The sequence below is a fragment of the Variovorax sucrosi genome (assembly GCF_051216635.1).
GTDB lineage: Bacteria > Pseudomonadota > Gammaproteobacteria > Burkholderiales > Burkholderiaceae_C > Variovorax.
Genome location: NZ_JBPJZU010000004.1, coordinates 137,087 through 154,007, shown reverse-complemented (window position 1 = coordinate 154,007; position 16,921 = coordinate 137,087). Strand labels below are relative to the sequence as shown.

Below are 16,921 nucleotides of genomic sequence, written 5' to 3'. Positions count from 1 at the left end.
CTCCTGGGGGTCTAGTTTCTGAACGGCCATAGATGAAAGAAGCGGCGCGTGCGCCGCCACACTTCTGCGAGCCCGTGCGGCTCGAACACCAGAAATCCGACGATGAGAAGACCGAAGACGACGGTGCGCACCGGCGAGAGGAACACCGTCATCTCGGTGCCGCCCGGCAGGATGTCGACGATGAGCTTCAGCAGCTCGGGCACCATGGTCATGAACACCGCGCCGAAGATGCCGCCGAGGATCGAGCCCATGCCACCGACGATGATCGCGGCCAGGAAAAAGATGGACATCAGCAGCGGAAAACTCTCCGGCGTGACCACGCGGAAGAAGTAGGCCCACAGCCCGCCGGCCACGCCGGCGTAGAAGGACGAGAGGCCGAACGACAGCAGCTTGTAGCGCAGCAGCGGAATGCCCAGCACCTCGGCCGAGATGTCGCGGTCGCGGATCGCGATGAAGGCACGCCCCACGCGTGTGCGGAACAGGTTGGCCGCGCCGAGCACCATCAGGATCATGACGGGCACGATCAACCAGTAGAGGCGGAAGGAGGTGTCGAGCGCCATGCTGAAGAAGGTCGCGGGCGGCAGTGAGAGACCACTGGTGCCACCGGTCAGCTTGAGGTTGGCGAACAGAAAGTGCGTGATGAACGACGCGGCGATGGTGGCGATGGCCAGGTACAGGCCTTTCACGCGCAGCGACGGAATGCCCACCACCAGGCCACCCAGCATCGCGACCACGCCGCCGGCCAGCAGGTTCAGCAGGAAGGGTGTACCGAGTCGCGTCTCGAGGATCGCCACCGTGTACGCGCCGAGGCCCATGAAGGCAGCCTGGCCCAGGCTCACCAGGCCGGTGTATCCGGTGAGGATATTGAGGCCCGTGGCGCTGGCCACGTTGATGGCGACGAGGCAAGCGAGGTAGAGCCAGTAGTCGCTGGCGACGAAGGGGAACAGCAGCAGCAACGCGGTGCCGATGGCGAGCCATACCTTTTGCGTGCGCGAGTCGAACAGCGCGGCGTCGGCTGCGTAGCTTTCCTTGAGGGTGCCGATTCTCATAGCCGTTCTATTTCATGGGTGCCGAACAGGCCGTAGGGCCGAACCATTAGCACGAGCACCAGCACGATGAAGGTCGCCAGCAGCTTGTACTCGCCGCCCAGGAACGCCCCGGCCAGCGCCTCGATCAGGCCGATGAAGATGCCGCCGACGAGTGCGCCCAGCACGCTGTCGAGCCCGCCGACGATCACCACCACCAGCACCGACAGACCGAACACGCCCATCGACGACGAGATGCCGCCGATGGCGCCGACCATGATCCCGGCGACCGAGGCGATCATCGCGGACGCCACCCACGCCAGCGAGAACACGCGCGGCACGTTGATGCCCATCGAGTAGGCGGCGGCCTGGTCCGATGCCGTGGCGCGCAGCGCGACGCCGCCGCGCCAGAAACGGAACACCAGCAGCACCGCGCCGATCAGCACAGCCGCGATCAACGCGCCGTAGAACACCTTGGGTGCGAGGAAGGCATCGCCGACCATGATCGGCGCCTTGGGCAGGAACTCGGGCAGGCGCCGCTGGTCGGCGGTCCAGATGATCTCGACGAGGCCGACGAGGATGGATGCCAGCCCCACCGTCACCATGAACACCGAGATGGGCGGCTCGCCCAGCAGCGGCCGGATCATCGTGCGTTCGACGATGGCGCCCAGCAGGCCGGTGCCGATGACCGCGCCGATCACCGCCATCCAGATCGGCAGCGCGAAGCTCGCCGCGAAGGTGAAGAACAGGTAGGCGCCGACCATCAGCATCTCGCCGATGGCGATGTTCACCACGCGCGTCGCCTTGTAGACCAGCACGAAGGCCAATGCGGCCAAGGCATAGAGCCCACCGCTGGCGATGCCGGTCAGGCTGATCTCGAAGAGGTAGGGCCAGTCGATCATGCGGCCTCGCTCGCAACGGCTTCGCCGCGCAGCTTGCGGCGCAGGTCGCCCACGTCGCCCGCGCCGAGGTAGGCGCGGATCACCTCGGGGTCGGCCTGCACCTGGGCCGGCGCGCCCTGTGCGATCACCTGCCCGAAGTTCAGCACCACGACATGGTCCGACAGGTCCATCACCATGCCCATGTCGTGCTCGACCATCAGCACTGTCACGCCCCATTCGTCGCGCACGTCGAGGATGAAGCGCGCCATGTCCTCGGTCTCTTCACGGTTCATGCCGGCCACCGGCTCGTCGAGCATCAGCACCTTGGGTTGCATGGCCAGCGCACGCGCCATCTCGACGCGCTTCTGCAGGCCGTAGGGCAGGGCGGCGACCGGGGCGTGGCGGATGTGGTCGATCTCGAGGAAGTCGATGATGCGTTCCTCGACATCGCGGCGCAGCTCGGCCTCTTCGCGACGCGCGCGGCCGACGTACAGCAGGGCGTCGAAGACGTTGGTCTTCAGGTGCGAATGGCGGCCCAGCTTGATGTTGTCGAGCACCGTCATGCCGCGGAACAGTGCGATGTTCTGGAAGCTTCGCGCCAGGCCCAGCTTGGCGCGCTGGGGGGGTGGCATGCGGGTGATGTCGTTGCCTTCGAACACCACGCGTCCGGCGGCCGGCCGGTAGAAGCCGGAGATGGTGTTGAAGAGCGAGGTCTTGCCTGCGCCGTTGGGGCCGATCACCGCGGTGATGGAGCCCGGCTGCACGCCGAAGCCCACGCCGGTGAGTGCCTTTACGCCGCCGAAGGCCAGCGTCAGTGCCTCGACCTGCAGCACCGGCGATGCAGAGTTGGGGGCGTGGCCGGCGGACAGTACGGACATGGTGGCGGAGCTTGCACGTGCGTGCGGAAAAGATGGCTAGGGTTTGCGCGACCGGCGAGGAAATCTACTTGTCCGTAGAATTTCTACTCGCCGGTAATGTCACCGTTCGCCGCAGGTCGCGGCATCCGGACTTTCCCGTGCCCACCTTTCTCGCCATGGTCACTTCCGCCCTTCGTACCAACGCCTCCGCATCGCCCTGGGAGCCTGCGAGCACCCGCGCGCAGCAGCGCGAGGTCAAGCGCAACGCGGTGCTGCAGACCGCGGCGCAGCTCTTCAACGAACGCGGCTTCCACGCGACCTCGCTCGACGACATCGCCGAGCGGCTCAACGTCAGCAAGCCCACGCTCTACTACTACGTCGAGAGCAAGGACCAGATCCTGCTCGAGTGCGTGCGCACCGCGCTCGACCTGATGCGCGACGGCATCGAGGCGGTGCGCGCCGCCGGTGGCAGCGCCATCGAACAGCTCAAGGCCTGCATGCGCATCTACACCGGGGTCGTCACGCAGCACTTCGGCATGTGCGTGATCCGCATCGGCGAAGACCCGCTGCCCGAGCCGCTCAAGACCGAGCTGCGCCGGCTCAAGGCCGGCATCGACCTGCAGTTCCGCCGGCTGATCGCCGACGGCGTGGCCGAGGGCTCGCTCGCGCCGTGCGACCCCAAGATGGCTGCCTTCATGCTCGCCGGCGCGTTGAGCTGGGTCGGCCGCTGGTACCGCAGCGACGGCCATCTCTCGCCCGAGGAGATTGCCGACCAGGGCATCGACCTGCTGCTCAACGGCGTGCTGCGGCGCCGGGTGGCGGTACGCAAGAGGGCGGTTGCACCAACGGCCACTGCGGAAAAGGCAACCAAGGCGGCCAAGGCGCCTCGCAAGAAAGGAAAAGCATGACCCCCTCCGAGCCCTCGCTCCTCGTCGGCCGCGACGGCGACGTCGCCACGCTGCGCTTCAACCGTCCCGACGCGCTCAATGCCATCGACGTGCCCATGGCGAGGGCCTTCCTTGCCACTGCGCGCGAGCTCGCCGCGGACAAAGGCGTGCGCGCCGTGTTGCTGAGCGGCGCCGGCAAGGGCTTCATGGCCGGCGGCGACCTTGCCGTGCTGCAAGCCGACCCATTGCAGGGCGCGGCTGACCTGATCGGCCCGCTGCACGAAGCGCTCACGGTGTTCGCCGGCATGGACGCACCGCTCGTCGCACAGGTGCATGGGGTGGCGGCTGGTGCCGGCCTGAGCCTGATGCTTCAGGCCGACTTCGTGCTGGCGGCGGAGGGCACGCGCTTCAACCTGGCTTACGTGAACATCGGCACCAGCTGCGACGTCGGTGCCTCGTGGGCGCTACCGCGGCTGGTGGGCTTGCGCCGCGCGCTCGAAATCGCGATGCTGGGCGAGATGTTCGATGCCGCCGCCGCCGAGCGCATGGGCCTGATCAACCGCGTGCTGCCCGCCGCCGACCTCGAGCGCGAGTCGATGGCATTTGCGCAGCGCCTCGCCAAAGGTCCGACGGTGGCGCTCGGCCGGCTGCGCCGGCTGATGCGTACTTCGTTCGAGCGCGACCTGCCCGACCAGCTCGACGCCGAATCCGCGGCGTTCCGGGAGTGCGCCGTGACCGACGATTTCCGACTCGGCATCGACGCCTTCTTCGCGAAGAAGACGCCCGTTTTCACCGGCCGCTAGGCCGACACCTTTCCATCTTCAGGAGCAACCCATGAGCATCCAGGACATCTTCGTCGTCGGCACCGCCCGCACCGCCATCGGCACCTTTGGCGGCGCGCTGAAGGACGTGCCCAACACCCAACTGGCCACCACCGCGGTGAAGGCCGCCATCGAGCGCAGCGGCGTGGCGGCCGACGCCATCGGCCACGTCGTGCTGGGCAACGTGATCCCGACCGACGTGAAGGATGCCTACCTCAGCCGCGTGGCCGCCATCGACGCCGGCTGCCCGATTGAGACGCCGGCCTTCAACGTCAACCGCCTGTGCGGCTCGGGCCTGCAGGCCATCGTGTCGGCGGCGCAGGCCATTGCGCTGGGCGACTGCGACATCGCCATCGGCGGCGGCTCCGAATCGATGAGCCGTGGCCCGTACTTCGACACCTCGGCGCGCTACGGCATGCGCATGGGCGACGCGGTGCTGGTCGACTACATGCTCGGCATCCTGCACGACCCGTGGGAGAAGATGCACATGGGCATCACCGCCGAGAACGTCGCCGCGCGCTACCAGATCTCGCGCGAGATGCAGGACGCGCTCGCCGCGCAGAGCCAGCAGCGCGCCGCCGCCGCCATCGCGGCCGGCCGTTTCAAGGAACAGATCGTCCCGGTCGAGGTGAAGACGCGCAAGGGCGTCGTGCTGTTCGATACCGACGAGCACGTGCGCGCCGACACCACCGTCGAATCGCTGTCGAAGATGAAGCCGGCCTTCAAGAAGGACGGCCTGGTGACGGCCGGCAACGCCTCGGGCATCAACGACGGCGCTGCTGCTGTGGTGTTGGCGAATGGCGACCGCGTCAAGGCGCTGGGCCTGAAGCCGATGGCGCGCCTGGTGGGCTATGCGCACGCGGGCGTTGAGCCGGCGTACATGGGCATCGGCCCGGTGCCGGCCACGCGCAAGGTGCTGGAGCGAACGGGCCTGAAGGTGGGCGACCTCGACGTGATCGAGTCGAACGAGGCCTTTGCGGCGCAGGCCTGCGCGGTGATTCAGGAACTGGGCTTCGACCCGGCCAAGGTGAACCCGAACGGCTCGGGCATTTCGCTGGGCCACCCGGTGGGCGCGACCGGCGCGATCATCACGACGAAGGCGATCGCCGAGCTGCACCGCACGGGCGGGCGCTATGCGCTGGTGACGATGTGCATCGGCGGCGGGCAGGGCATCGCCGCGATCTTCGAGCGCGTCTGAACGCGCCACGCGTCACTCAGGCGCTCTTGCTGCGCGCAGACTTCCGGCCTTCGGGCCGGGCTGCGGTTGGCGGTGGTGCGCTCGCATTGGCCTGCTCGATCCACGACAGGGTGTCGACATAGGCCATCAAGCGATTGAGGTAGTCCGGCGATGCGTCGCGCATCAGCGTGATCGCGCGGTGCACCAGGTGCTGCGAGTTGAGCGGCCCGGCGTTCTCCGGCACCTTGGCCTGCGATTGCGTCAGCCGCCGGTCGGCACTGAGGCGCGACCAGGTGCTGCGGAAGTAGCGCAGCGACTTGAGGTCGGAGGTGCCCGCCGTCGCGCTGCCTTCCGCGACACCCGTCCGCGTGGCGACGTGCGCCAGCAGTTCCGTGAGGCCACTCGCGACGGGCGCTGAAGGCGGCGTCTTCTTCTTCGTCTCGGCGGCCTTCGCCAGGTCGGCGTCGTGCACGGCCAGCAGATGCTTCAGCCGCTCGTCGAGCAGACGGCGTGCTTCGCCCTCGTGCGCTGCCGCACGCCGGGCCATCGCTTCGAGAAAGCGGAAGCGCACCGGGTCGAGCCGATCCGCGCCACGCGCACGCCACGCGTCGAGCGTCTCGGTGGCCGTCGAATCGCTGTCAGCCACGAGGCTTCGCGACGATGTCGTTCGACGGCTTCGGCGTGGGCGCCATCTCCACCCGGCGGTTCTTCGCACGCCCTTCGGCATCGGCGTTCGACGCCACCGCCTGCTCCGAGCCGAAGGCCGCGGCGAACACCGACGCCGCGGGCATGCCTTCCTCGATCAGCGCGCGCGTCACGGTCAGCGCGCGTTGCGCCGACAGCTCCCAGTTGTCGGCGAAGAGGCGGGCATTGCCGCGCATCTGCCGGTCGTCGGTGAAGCCGCTGATCATCAGGATCTCGTTGCGCTCGCGCAGGTAGCGTGCCAGCGGGCCGGCCAGGCTCTTGAGCACCTGGCGGCCTTCGGGCTGCAGGTCTGCGGAATTGAACGCGAACAGCACGCTGCCGCTGATGCCGATGCGCCCATTGGCGATCGTCACGCGGCCAGCGGCGAGCGGGCCGGCCAGCGCTTCTTCCAGCGCCTGCAGGCGCTTCGCCGCGACCTGCCGTTGCTGTACCTCGGCTTGGAGCTTGCTGGCCAGGTCGAGCTGCATGCCGATGGCGTAGACGAGGATCAGCACGAAGGCGCCGACCAGGCCGGCCATCAGGTCGCCGAACACGGCCCAGACGGGCACCGTCTGCGCCACGCCGGCGCCGTCGGCCTCGTCGATGTCGTCGCGCATCATGCGTCGCTGGCCGCGGGTTGCCGCGCGGCGATCTGCTGCAGGTCTTCGACGATCTGCTTCTGCGACATGATGCTCAGGTCGATCACCTCGCGGGCCTGCGCCACGTAGTAGGCCAGTTGCTCGTCGCTGCGCGTGATCGACTTGCCCAGCGCGCCTTCGATGCGCTGCAGGTGCGCGACCAGCTTGTCGTTCGATTCGCCGAAGCGCTCCACCGCGAAGCCGAAGGCCTCGCCCAGGCTGGCGACCTCGACGGCGCTGCCGGTGATCTGCGCGCCCACGTTGGCGAGCTTGTCGGCCTGTTCGCCGATCTGGTCGGTGAGTCGACCGCCCACGCGTTCCAGCAGGTCGGCCGACGATGCGACCAGCGTGTCGATGGCGGCGCGCTGTTCGGTCGATGCATGGTTGACCGCATCGAGCAGCGTGCCCAGCGTCTCGAGGATGCGAGCGCGTTCCTCCAGCATCGTGTTGTCGCGCGCCATGCTGTCCGACAGTTGCGTGCGCAGCTCGGCCACCACTTCCGCCGCGGCGCGTGGTGCTTCGGATGCGGCCTGCAGCAGGCCGGTGACTTCGGTGATGGTGTGCGTCGCCTGCGCCTCGGTGCGCTCGGACATCTCGCGCACGGCCAGCGTCAGCGTCTCGCCGAGTGCACGCTGCTCGCGCACCGTGTGTTCGCCCGCGTGCTGCCATTCCTGGCGCAGCGCGGCGGCCATGGCTTCGAGCGCCTGGGTCCATGCCGTCAGCCGCTGCGCGTCGCGCGATGCGATCTCTGTCTGCAGGCCGGCATGCGCCTGATCGACGCTCTGCAGCAGCCCGGCCGCCTGCTGCACGAAGCTGTCGGCGGCGCGCGTCAGCGCCTGCTGCGTGTCGGCGGCCAGTTGCGCGCTGGTGCGCTCGTGTTGCGCGAGGGCGCCTTGCCAGTGGGTCGACACTGTGCCGACCGTCTCGTCGAGGCGGGTCGACACGCCGTCGACCAGCGCGGCCGAACGTTGCGCGAAGGCTTCGCTGAACCCGTCGAGCGCCTGTCGCAGGTCGCCGGTCATCGCTTCGTTGGTCTGGCGGTGGTCGGCCAGCGCGGCCTTCCAGGTGCTGGTCACGTCGCCGGTGGCCGCGTCGAAGCGGGCCGACACACCGTCGAGTTGCTGCTGCACCGTCTGCGCCACGGCGCCGTGCAGCGCGGTGGTCTCGCGCGCGATGCCGGCCATCGCTTCCTCGATCACCGGCCGGATGGTGGCGCCGGCCAGGCGGGCGCTTTCGATCAGGCTGTCCTTCAGCGCGCGGTCGACCGACGCGGCCAGGCCGGTGTAGGCGCCGCCGGCTTCGGTGTGGAAGCGGTCCTGCCCGGCGAGCAGGCGTTCGCTCAGCGCTTCGCTCTGGCGCTCCATCGCGGCGGTCATGGCGCTCAGTTGGGCCACCAGCTCGGGCATGCCCTGGGCCTGGCGTTCGAGCAGCTGGAACGAGGCCTCGCGCTGGTGCGCCAGCGAGAAGGGGCGCAGCGTGGTCGCGATGCGCGTGTCGAGCTGTTGCCCGGCCTGCAGCCGTGCGCGGCGGCACAGGGCCGACATCAGGCCGAGCATGGCCGAGGCCGCCACGCCGGCCACCGAGGTGCCGAAGGCCAGGCCCAGGCCCTTGACAGGTGCGGAGAGCGAATCGCGGATCGACTGCAGGTCGGTCGCACCTTGCAGCGCGGCGCCGGTGCCGTTGAGCGTGACCACCATGCCGAGGAAGGTGCCGAGCATGCCCAGCAGCACCAGCAGGCCGGCCAGGTAGGGCGTGAGCGCCGGGCCGGGCAGGCCGACGCGTTCGCCTTCGACGCGCAGGCGCACCGCGTTCTGCAGCGAGGCGTCGAGCCGGTCGAGCCACGGGCCGAGACGGGCGGGCGCTTCGGTCAGGCCCTGCAGCGCATCGGCGAGGCCCATGGTGGCGCGGTGGTAGCGGCGCAGTTCGAGTGCGCCGATCACGTAGAAGGCGGCGATCAACGCGGTGATGGCCAGCGCCAGCGGATGGTGGCCGATGTAGCCGACGCCGACCCAGCAGATGGCCGCGAGGCCGGCGGCGAAGACGAGGGGTTGAAGGAATCTGTTCATGAACACCTAGTGCGATCGCAAGGCTTCCAGGAGCCCGTCGACCGGTTGAAATCGAAAGTCCAGTTCCGCGAGCAGCAGATCGCGGATGTCCTGGTGAAAGACCGACAGCCAGACCTGCGGCGCAGCGTCGGTCTCCGATGCGTCCGGCGCCGGCATGGCCGCCTGGCGCAGGCCCTTGAAGCGCTTCTCGAGCATCGCGGGCACCGTCGCGAGCAGGCTGTGCTCGCGCGCCTCCAGCGCCTGTTCCATCACGGCGTCGACCGTGGCGAGCTTGGCCATCTCGGCCGAGCGCGCCGCCAGCGCACTGCGCAACTTGGCACGCAACGGGCCGACGCCGACCTCCATCGCCTGCTGCCGCGCCTGGTAGCGCAGCCGGTAGGGCGCGAAGTCGATGGCCGTGAGCACCGGCGCGTCGTCGTCGGCGTTCGCGAACAGGCTGTCTTCGCGGATCGTTCGGGCCAAGGCGTCGCGCACCCGAGCGCATTCGACCTCTGGCGTGCTTGTGGCGGCCTTGGCGCGTGCGGCCGGGGCGTTCAGCACCGTCGACAGCGCGATCGCGTCGGTCCAGCCCAGCCACTGGCTCAGGCGTTCCGCGGTGGACGCCGCAGGCGCGCGCACGTCGGCTTCGTTCCAGCGCGCGAGCAGGCGAACCAGCGACGAATCGGCGAAGGCGGAACGCCGGGGGACTTGCACCATACGCGAGCTTCGAAAAACCCGGCAGTCTACACCGCGACCCCTGCCGAGCCGGTAACGTTTGGTCGAGCATTCCGGGGGCGGCGCCGGGACCGTGCTTCCCGGACAATCGCCGCATGACCCCGAGCCGCCGCCCCCTGGAGATCGACCCCGACGAGGTCGAGATGAGCGCCATCCGCGCGCAGGGCGCGGGCGGCCAGAACGTGAACAAGGTGTCGAGCGCGGTGCACCTGCGCTACGACATCCTGGCCAGTTCGCTGCCGCCGGACGTGAAGGAGCGCCTGCTCGCCCTGCGCGACAGCCGCATCACGCAGGAAGGCGTGCTGGTGCTCAAGGCGCAGCAGCACCGCACCCAGGAGATGAATCGCAGCGATGCGCTGGCACGGCTGCAGGCGCTGGTCGACAGCGTGGCGACACCGCCGCGCGTGCGCCGCGCCACCAAGCCGACCTATGGCTCCAAGCAGCGGCGGCTGGAAGGCAAGAGCCAGCGGTCGGAGGTCAAGAGCCTGCGAGGGCGGGTTCGGGACTGACATCTGCGGCTGCACGCAATGCCGCCAGCGCCTCCGCATCGGTTCGGTAGCTGAAGAACAGCGCACCGGGCTTCAGCAGCCCGGCACGTTCCAGCACCTGCTGGGCCGGCAGCTTGAGGCCCGACAGATGCAGGCGCACGCCCTGCGATTCGAGCAGCCGCCGGATGTTGCCGAAGACTTCGGCGCCGGTCAGGTCGACGCGGTTGATGGGGTGCGCGAACAGGCACACATCGGTGAGCCCCGGCCGCTCGGCCAGGGCCGCGGTGATGGCGTGCTCCAGCGTGCTGGCCGAGGCGAAGTCGAGCTCGGCATCCATCCGCAAGGCGTAGAGATTCGGCGCCAGCGGCGGCAGGTGCCACAGGTGCCGGTCGCGCAGGCTGCCGTCGGCGTGCAGGCCTACTTCGATGATGCGCGGATGCAGGTGCCGGTACATGTAGTGCGCGAGCGCCGCCAGCAGCCCGCCGAGCACGCCCCAGTAGATCGACGGTGCGGTCGCGATGGTGAGTGCGAAGGTCGCGACCGCGATGGCGGCCTCGATCCGCGAGATGCGCCACAGCGCCACGAAGGCCCGGGGCTTCATCAGCCCCAGCGTGGCCGTGACCACCACCGACGCGAGCACGGCCTGCGGCACATGGAACAGCAGCGGCATCGCCCACAGCAGCGCGGCGGCCACGACGATCACGCTGAACAGCGTGGACCACTGCGTCTTCGCCCCGGCATACAGCGTGATGGCCGAGCGCGAGAACGAGGAACTGGTGGGGAACGAGCCGGTGAGGCCCGAGGCGATCTTGCCGAGGCCCTGGCCGATCAGGTCCTGGTTCTCGTTCCAGAGCTTGCCCGCGCGCGCGTTGTCGACCTTGGCGCTCGACGCCGTCTCCAGAAAGCTGACCAGCGTGATGAGGAAGGCCGGCAGCAGCAGGGTGCCGAGTTCGGTGGCGCCCAGCCCGCCGGGCCAGTAGAACGACGGCAGGCCCGAGGGCAGCGCGCCGATCACGGCACCGCCCCGGAGCGCATAGCCGACGGCGACGCTCGCCGCGGCGCTGACGGCCACCAGCGCCATCGTGGTGGGGAAGCGCGGTGCGATGCGCTTGCCGGCCCACAGCATGGCCATGCCACCGAGGCCGAAGCCGATCGCCATGACATCCGGCGGCGGCCCCTGCAGCAGTTGCGCGTAGCTGCGCCCGGTGAAGCCGAGCAGCGCGGGCAGTTGCGACAGCGTGATGAGCACTGCCGCGCCCTGCGTGAAGCCCATCAGCACCGGTGAATTCACCAGCCGCAGCAGCCAGCCGAAGCGCACCACGCCCAGCAGCAGCTGCATCGCGCCCGACAGCAGCGTGAGCCAGACCGCGAGCGCGACCCATTCGCGGCTGCCCGGGACGGCCAGCGGCGTCAGCGAAGCACCGACCAGCAGGCTGGTGAGGGCGGTCGGCCCGACCGACAGCCGCGCCGACGAACTGAACAGCACGGCGATGAGGGCAGGGAACAGCGCCGCATAGACGCCGGTGACCAGCGGCATGCCGGCGAGGGCAGCGTAGGCGACGCCCTGCGGAATGACCATCAGCGCGACGGTGATGCCGGCCGAAGCCTCGTTGACGAGCAGTGCGCGGTCGGGACGCGGCCAAGCCAGGAAGGGGAGCCAGCGCAGCAGCCGGTCGCGGTTCATCGCCATGGTGACGGCGCGCAGAAGTGTTCGAGATGCACCGCGGGATTATCTGGGCTTCTTGTGCTGGAACGCGGTGGGCGAGCGGCCGGTCGCGGCCTTGAACATCGCGCAGAAGGCGCTGTCGGTGGCATAGCCGCTGGCGGTCGCCACCTGGCTCACCGCCATGCCGCGCGCCAGCAGCGGCAGCGCATGCGCCATCACCGCCTGCTGGCGCCATTGCTGCCAGTTCATGCCCAACTGATCGCGAAAGAGGCGTGCCACGGTGCGCTCGCTGGCACCGATGGCGCTGGCGCGTTCGGCCAGCGTGGCGCGGTCGGCCGGGTTGCGCAGCAGCGTTTCGCACAGTTGGCGCAGGCGCTTGTCGGCCGGCAGCGGCACGTCGATGCGGATCTGCGTGGCGCGTTCGATCTCGTCGATCAGCAGCGGCGCAATCATCCGCTCGCGGTGCGGCGCCTGCGGGTCGGCCGGCGGTCGGCCGTCGGGCGCGGTGTCCAGCGCCAGCATCAGGGCGCGCATCAACGGGCTGATCTCCAGCACCTCGCAGCGCTCCCAGGGCGGTGCCAGCCAGCTGTGGACGTACACCGTGCGCAGCTCGGCGTCTTCGATCAGCGTGATGCTGTGCGGCACGTCCGCCGGCACCCACAGCGCGCGCGAGGGCGGCACGATGTAGCTGCCGTCCCGCGTGCTTAGCCGGATCACGCCGCGGGTCGAGAAGGTGAGTTGCGGCCAGGGGTGCACATGCAGTTCGACGAAGGTATCGGCCTGCAGGAAGTGCTCCTTGGCGCGCAGCGGGCGCACCGCGTCGGGCGCGTAGAGGTGCGGGGTGAGGGGCTCCACCACCGTGGTGGTCGACGGAGGGTTCTGCGGCCGTGATCGAGGAGATTCGGCATTCGGTTCAGCAACTGTCATGGTTTCGACAAATGTTGTCTATCTATCGCCATTCTGCCGCGTCTGCTCGGCCTACGATCAATGCCTCCGATCTTCCGCACGTCGCCATGTCCCAAGCCCCTGCCGCTCCTCCCAACGCCGCGAACACCTTGCGCACGGACGCACAGCTCATCGGCCTGGTGGGCCTGGCCCATGCGATCAGCCATTTCAGCCAGCTCATCCTGGCACCGCTGTTCCCCTGGCTGAAGGACGCGTTCAACGTGAGCTACACCGAGCTGGGCGCGGTGCTCACCGTGTTCTTCGTGGTCTCGTGCCTGGTGCAGGCGGCTTCGGGCTTTATCGTCGACAAGCTGGGCCCGCGGCCGGTGCTGTTCGTCGGGCTCGGCCTGCTCGGGCTGGCCGGTTTCGGCTATGCGATGGCGCAGAGCTACTGGATGCTGCTGGCCAGCGCGGTGGTCGGTGGCGTGGGCAACGGCGTGTTCCACCCGGTCGACTACACGCTCTTCAACCGCAAGGTCGCGCCCACGCGGCTGGGCCATGCGTACAGCGTGCACGGCATCACCGGCAGCCTGGGCTGGGCGCTGGCGCCGGCCTTCGTGGTGCCGATCGCGCTGGCGACATCGTGGCGCGTGGCGCTCGCCGCGGCTGGAGCGCTGGCGCTGGCCGTGCTGGTGGTGCTGTGGCTGTACCGCAGCGTGTTCTCGCTCGACGTGAAGGCGGTGCAGAAGGCCACCGGGCAAGACGCGCATCTGCCGACCGCCGGGCAGTTCGACTTCCTGCGCATCCCCGCGGTGTGGATGTGCTTCGGCTTCTTCTTTTTCTACGCGATGGTCATCAGCGTGGTGCAGACCTTCGCGCCGGCCGCGGCCGGCCATCTGCACGCCGTGCCGGTGGCGCTGATCGCGGTGTGCCTGACGGTCTACATGGTCGCGAGCGCGGCCGGCATGGTGGTCGGCGGCTTCCTGGCATCGGACCCGTCGCGCTGCGAGCGCATCGTGGGTGCGGGCTTCGGCATCGCCGCCGCGTTGGCGTTGGTGCTGGCCTTCGCCGACTTCGCGCCGGTGCTGGTGCCGGTGCTGTTCGGCGCGATGGGTTTCGCGTCGGGCATCGCCGGGCCGTCGCGCGACCTGCTGGTGAAGAAGTCGACGCCAGCCAATGCCACGGGTCGCGTCTACGGCGTGGTCTACGCCGGGCTCGACATCGGGCAGGCGGTGGCGCCGCTGGTCTTCGGGCGCCTGATGGACAACGGCCGCTATACGGCGGTGATCGTCGGGCTGGCGCTGGTGCAGGGCGTGCTGATCGCCAGCGCCTTCAACGTGCGCCGCGTGCGGCGCGAGGCGCTGGTGCCGGCCTCGGCCTGAGCGGCGCTTGGAGCCCCTCTCGCTCTACCTGCTGGTCGCGCTCGGCGCGGCCGTGGCGGGTTTCGTGCAAGGCCTGTCGGGCTTTGCGTTCGGCCTGGTCGCCATGTCGATCTGGGCCTGGACGGTCGAGCCGAAGCTCGCGGCCGTGCTGGCCACCTTCGGCGCGCTCACGGGGCAGCTCATCGCCGCTTTCTCGCAGAAGCGCCGCTTCGACAAGCGGCTGCTGCTGCCCTTCGTCGTCGGCGGGTTGGTCGGCGTGCCACTCGGCGTCTGGTTGCTGCCGCGGCTCGACGTGACCGTGTTCAAGGCCTGCCTGGGCGCGCTGTTGGTGATCTGGTGCCCGGCCATGCTGATGGCGCGCAACCTGCCGCGCATCACCGCCGGCGGACGCGTGGCCGATGCGGTGGCCGGCCTGGCCGGCGGCATCTGCAGCGGCGTGGGCGGCTTCGCCGGTGCCATCCCCACGCTGTGGTGCACGCTGCGCCGCATGGACAAGGACGCGCAGCGCGCCGTCATCCAGAACTTCAACCTCGCGATGCTGACCGTCGCCTTCGCGCTGCACCTGGGCGCCGGCAACGTGGGCCTGGCGATGCTGCCGATGCTGGCCATCGTCGCCGGTTGCGTGCTGGTGCCGGTGCTGCTCGGTGCGCGGCTCTACGTCGGCATCAGCGACGCGGCCTTCCGCCAGATCGTGCTGGGGTTGCTGACGGTGTCGGGCGTGATGCTGCTGGCGTCGTCGCTGCCGACGCTGCTGCAGCGCTGACCGAAAGGCCTGCTTGCTCAGGCGGCCAGCAGCGCGTCGACCTGCCGCAGCCCTTCGATGGTCTTGATGCAGGCGTCGGCCGCCTCGGTGCCCTTCACTGCGAAGTGCGCGTGGAAGTACTTGCGGTGTTCGACGTGTTCGTGGAAGTGGTGCGGCGTGAGCACGGCCGAGAGGATCGGCACGTCGGTCTCGAGCTGCAGCGACATCAGCGTGCTCACCACCGTGTCGGCCACGAACTCGTGGCGGTAGATGCCGCCGTCGACCACCAGCGCACAGCCGACGATGGCCGCATAGCGACCCGACAGCGCCAGGCGCTTGGCATGCAGCGGGATCTCGAAGGCGCCGGGCACGGCGATCACGTCGATGCGATCGCGCGCGAAGCCCTGGCGCTCCATCTCCGCGAGGAAGGCGTGGCGAGCCTGGTGGACGATGTCGGCATGCCATTGCGCCTCGATGAAAGCGACGCGCTGCGGCTCGGAAGCCGAGATGGCCGAAAGGGGAAGGTCGTTGATCTGACTCACGGTGTGCCTCTTGAAAGCAGGTTTCCTGAATCAGGGCGCACGAAGCCGGTGGCCGGCCACGCACGACGAAACGCGCGCAGCCATGCCGACGGTCCGCGCTCTCTTTCATCCGGACTGTGACCGTCGGCCCCGGATTCCAACCGGGTCTGCTGACCCTGCGATGCATGACGCAGCGCAGGCGCTCGCGGGCTTGTGCGAACGAGTCGCCGTCACCGCCGGTGGGGAATTTCACCCCGCCCTGAGAACGCATGTCCCGGCTCGCGCCGGGGCGGTGTGAATTCTAGGCACGCTGCGAAACGCGCGCTGTCGCCCATGGGGCAAAACCCTTGAGCGCGGCGAGGTGGCTTGTTCAGCGCGCTGCAAGAAACTCCGTCATGCGCTGCATTTCGTCGTCGAGCGCCGCGCGAAACGCGGCACCTGTCGGCTTCTTGCCGGCATAGCCAAAGCTCGGCTGCAGCGATCCTGCCCGTGCGGACACGTTGGCCCAGCCGAGCACGCGTTCGTGCTGCAGCATCGGCAATGCGTAGTAGCCGAATTGTCGCTTCGGTTCTGGCGTGTAGGCCTCGAACTTGTAGGTCCATCCCCAGAGCAGCTCGAAGCGGCGGCGGTCCCACACCACCGGGTCGAAGGGTGCGAGCAGCCGGATGGCATCGTCGGGTGCATGGCGGCGCGAGGCGGGGTTCTCGTCGGCTGGCCAGTACCAGACCGTACCGTCGATGCGGCAACTGGCCAGCGCCTCGCGCGCGAGCCGCAACGCGGCCTGCGTTTGCACCGACAGGTGCGGCGCGCCGTAGCCGAGCAGGCGCACGAGGTAGGTCAGGCTGGCGGCCGGCAGCGGTGCGTACTTGCGCACCACGAGGTCGATCAGTGCGGCGGCGCGTCGTGCGCGGCCGGCCGGGCTCTCGTCCGCAGGCAGATGCGTCATGGCTTGGTACACGCGCGTGCCGTTGTCGCGTCGCAGCACGCGCAGCAGTCCGCGGTAGTGCAGGCCGTCGAGCAGATGGGTGCTCGCATTGCTCGAGCCGCCCCAGTAGTTCTGCATGCGGCCGTGCGCGAAGTGCGCGTCGACCTGGCGTGGATGCACCGGCCCGTGCTCGCGCACGTAGGCGAGCACATCGGCGGCCTTGCGCTGTGTCTCGGCGTCCCACGCGCGCTTGGCCTCGCGCGGATGCATCAACGCCAGGTGTTCGCGCGGCAGGAAGCCGTAGTTGACGAGGCAGTCTTCCTCGACGGCGAGCCGTGTGTAGCGGGCTTCGAGATCGCCGGCGCGGTAGTCCTTCACGCGGTGACGCAGGGTCAGGTCCTGGGCGCGTGCCGGTGCGCGGATCGGGTCGGCCTGCACGAAGCCGAGCTGCCGGATGGCGCGCGGCAGCGTCGTGGGCTTGAAGAGCGTGCGGGTGATGGCATAGCGCCGCAGGTCGTCGACTGTCGGGTTGGGCATGGAGCGAATTTTGCAGCCTCGAGTT

17 protein-coding genes and 1 riboswitch are annotated in these 16,921 nt (G+C 69.2%); of the genes, 6 read left to right on the top strand and 11 right to left on the bottom strand.

What is annotated here, in order from left to right; genetic code table 11:
- Nucleotides 1–11: 11 nt before the first annotated feature.
- The 3 genes from ACSFBE_RS09570 to ACSFBE_RS09560 are packed head-to-tail and all read right to left on the bottom strand — an operon-like array spanning nt 12 to nt 2,784.
- Nucleotides 12–1,049 (bottom strand): branched-chain amino acid ABC transporter permease, encoded by a 1,038-nt coding sequence (locus ACSFBE_RS09570; protein ID WP_435490140.1) that lies wholly within the window; start codon nt 1,047–1,049, stop codon nt 12–14.
- Nucleotides 1,046–1,927 (bottom strand): branched-chain amino acid ABC transporter permease, encoded by an 882-nt coding sequence (locus ACSFBE_RS09565; RefSeq protein WP_435490139.1) that lies wholly within the window; start codon nt 1,925–1,927, stop codon nt 1,046–1,048. Before ACSFBE_RS09565 ends, ACSFBE_RS09570 begins: the two co-directional genes overlap by 4 nt.
- Nucleotides 1,924–2,784, bottom strand: coding sequence for an ABC transporter ATP-binding protein (locus ACSFBE_RS09560; RefSeq protein ID WP_435490138.1), 861 nt, complete (start codon nt 2,782–2,784; stop codon nt 1,924–1,926). Before ACSFBE_RS09560 ends, ACSFBE_RS09565 begins: the two co-directional genes overlap by 4 nt.
- 155 nt (nt 2,785–2,939) lie before the next feature.
- Between ACSFBE_RS09560 and ACSFBE_RS09555 the strand changes: the two genes are divergently transcribed.
- Genes ACSFBE_RS09555 through ACSFBE_RS09545 form a run of 3 tightly spaced genes read left to right on the top strand, consistent with a single transcriptional unit; the run spans nt 2,940 to nt 5,669 of the window.
- Entirely contained in the window at nt 2,940–3,671 is a 732-nt protein-coding gene (locus tag ACSFBE_RS09555) for a TetR/AcrR family transcriptional regulator (RefSeq protein WP_435490385.1), read from the top strand.
- Complete coding sequence (locus tag ACSFBE_RS09550) at nt 3,668–4,453, top strand: enoyl-CoA hydratase/isomerase family protein (RefSeq protein ID WP_435490137.1); 786 nt, start codon at nt 3,668–3,670, stop codon at nt 4,451–4,453. The genes ACSFBE_RS09555 and ACSFBE_RS09550 overlap by 4 nt, the downstream gene beginning before the upstream one ends.
- Before the next feature lie 31 nt (nt 4,454–4,484).
- A complete protein-coding gene (locus tag ACSFBE_RS09545; protein ID WP_435490136.1) occupies nt 4,485–5,669 on the top strand; it encodes an acetyl-CoA C-acyltransferase family protein in 1,185 nt (394 codons plus the stop codon).
- A 16-nt stretch (nt 5,670–5,685) separates the two neighbouring features.
- Here the strand turns inward: ACSFBE_RS09545 and ACSFBE_RS09540 are convergent, their stop codons facing one another.
- Genes ACSFBE_RS09540 through ACSFBE_RS09525 form a run of 4 tightly spaced genes read right to left on the bottom strand, consistent with a single transcriptional unit; the run spans nt 5,686 to nt 9,732 of the window.
- On the bottom strand, nt 5,686–6,294 hold the full coding sequence (locus ACSFBE_RS09540; protein WP_435490135.1) for a DUF2894 domain-containing protein: 609 nt from the start codon (nt 6,292–6,294) through the stop codon (nt 5,686–5,688).
- Entirely contained in the window at nt 6,287–6,949 is a 663-nt protein-coding gene (locus ACSFBE_RS09535; RefSeq protein ID WP_435490384.1) for an OmpA family protein, read from the bottom strand. The genes ACSFBE_RS09540 and ACSFBE_RS09535 overlap by 8 nt, the downstream gene beginning before the upstream one ends.
- Entirely contained in the window at nt 6,949–9,036 is a 2,088-nt protein-coding gene (locus ACSFBE_RS09530) for a DUF802 domain-containing protein (RefSeq protein ID WP_435490134.1), read from the bottom strand. Before ACSFBE_RS09530 ends, ACSFBE_RS09535 begins: the two co-directional genes overlap by 1 nt.
- A 6-nt stretch (nt 9,037–9,042) precedes the next feature.
- Nucleotides 9,043–9,732, bottom strand: a complete 690-nt coding sequence (locus ACSFBE_RS09525; protein WP_435490133.1) for a DUF3348 domain-containing protein — start codon at nt 9,730–9,732, stop codon at nt 9,043–9,045.
- A 113-nt stretch (nt 9,733–9,845) separates the two neighbouring features.
- On the opposite strand from ACSFBE_RS09525, the gene arfB reads away from it, so the two are divergent.
- On the top strand, nt 9,846–10,259 hold the full coding sequence (gene arfB, locus ACSFBE_RS09520) for an alternative ribosome rescue aminoacyl-tRNA hydrolase ArfB (protein WP_435490132.1): 414 nt from the start codon (nt 9,846–9,848) through the stop codon (nt 10,257–10,259).
- Here arfB and ACSFBE_RS09515 read toward each other — a convergent pair.
- Together ACSFBE_RS09515 and ACSFBE_RS09510 are read right to left on the bottom strand one after the other, a co-directional pair.
- Nucleotides 10,228–11,928 carry a SulP family inorganic anion transporter gene (locus ACSFBE_RS09515; protein WP_435490131.1) on the bottom strand — a complete coding sequence of 567 codons (1,701 nt, stop codon included), beginning with the start codon at nt 11,926–11,928 and terminating at the stop codon, nt 10,228–10,230. The genes arfB and ACSFBE_RS09515 overlap by 32 nt on opposite strands.
- Before the next feature lie 39 nt (nt 11,929–11,967).
- Nucleotides 11,968–12,762 (bottom strand): AraC family transcriptional regulator, encoded by a 795-nt coding sequence (locus tag ACSFBE_RS09510; protein ID WP_435490130.1) that lies wholly within the window; start codon nt 12,760–12,762, stop codon nt 11,968–11,970.
- A gap of 155 nt (nt 12,763–12,917) precedes the next feature.
- On the opposite strand from ACSFBE_RS09510, the gene ACSFBE_RS09505 reads away from it, so the two are divergent.
- Both ACSFBE_RS09505 and ACSFBE_RS09500 read left to right on the top strand, forming a co-directional pair.
- Complete coding sequence (locus ACSFBE_RS09505) at nt 12,918–14,171, top strand: MFS transporter (protein WP_435490129.1); 1,254 nt, start codon at nt 12,918–12,920, stop codon at nt 14,169–14,171.
- Nucleotides 14,172–14,178: 7 nt separating this feature from the next.
- Nucleotides 14,179–14,934, top strand: coding sequence for a sulfite exporter TauE/SafE family protein (locus ACSFBE_RS09500; protein WP_435490128.1), 756 nt, complete (start codon nt 14,179–14,181; stop codon nt 14,932–14,934).
- Between the two features lie 17 nt (nt 14,935–14,951).
- On the opposite strand, the gene ACSFBE_RS09495 is transcribed toward ACSFBE_RS09500, so the two are convergent.
- On the bottom strand, nt 14,952–15,455 hold the full coding sequence (locus tag ACSFBE_RS09495; RefSeq protein ID WP_435490127.1) for a 6,7-dimethyl-8-ribityllumazine synthase: 504 nt from the start codon (nt 15,453–15,455) through the stop codon (nt 14,952–14,954).
- Nucleotides 15,456–15,548: 93 nt separating this feature from the next.
- Nucleotides 15,549–15,705: riboswitch (FMN riboswitch) on the bottom strand.
- 99 nt (nt 15,706–15,804) lie between these two features.
- Nucleotides 15,805–16,896, bottom strand: a complete 1,092-nt coding sequence (locus ACSFBE_RS09490; protein ID WP_435490126.1) for a DNA glycosylase AlkZ-like family protein — start codon at nt 16,894–16,896, stop codon at nt 15,805–15,807.
- Nucleotides 16,897–16,921: the final 25 nt, after the last annotated feature.

Coding starts and splice junctions, on each gene's coding strand:
- ACSFBE_RS09570 (WP_435490140.1), bottom strand. CDS start 1,049: ATGAGAATCGGCACCCTCAAGGAAAGCTACGCAGCCGACGCCGCGCTG.
- ACSFBE_RS09565 (WP_435490139.1), bottom strand. CDS start 1,927: ATGATCGACTGGCCCTACCTCTTCGAGATCAGCCTGACCGGCATCGCC.
- ACSFBE_RS09560 (WP_435490138.1), bottom strand. CDS start 2,784: ATGTCCGTACTGTCCGCCGGCCACGCCCCCAACTCTGCATCGCCGGTG.
- ACSFBE_RS09555 (WP_435490385.1), top strand. CDS start 2,940: ATGGTCACTTCCGCCCTTCGTACCAACGCCTCCGCATCGCCCTGGGAG.
- ACSFBE_RS09550 (WP_435490137.1), top strand. CDS start 3,668: ATGACCCCCTCCGAGCCCTCGCTCCTCGTCGGCCGCGACGGCGACGTC.
- ACSFBE_RS09545 (WP_435490136.1), top strand. CDS start 4,485: ATGAGCATCCAGGACATCTTCGTCGTCGGCACCGCCCGCACCGCCATC.
- ACSFBE_RS09535 (WP_435490384.1), bottom strand. CDS start 6,949: ATGCGCGACGACATCGACGAGGCCGACGGCGCCGGCGTGGCGCAGACG.
- ACSFBE_RS09530 (WP_435490134.1), bottom strand. CDS start 9,036: ATGAACAGATTCCTTCAACCCCTCGTCTTCGCCGCCGGCCTCGCGGCC.
- ACSFBE_RS09525 (WP_435490133.1), bottom strand. CDS start 9,732: ATGGTGCAAGTCCCCCGGCGTTCCGCCTTCGCCGATTCGTCGCTGGTT.
- arfB (WP_435490132.1), top strand. CDS start 9,846: ATGACCCCGAGCCGCCGCCCCCTGGAGATCGACCCCGACGAGGTCGAG.
- ACSFBE_RS09515 (WP_435490131.1), bottom strand. CDS start 11,928: ATGGCGATGAACCGCGACCGGCTGCTGCGCTGGCTCCCCTTCCTGGCT.
- ACSFBE_RS09505 (WP_435490129.1), top strand. CDS start 12,918: ATGTCCCAAGCCCCTGCCGCTCCTCCCAACGCCGCGAACACCTTGCGC.
- ACSFBE_RS09490 (WP_435490126.1), bottom strand. CDS start 16,896: ATGCCCAACCCGACAGTCGACGACCTGCGGCGCTATGCCATCACCCGC.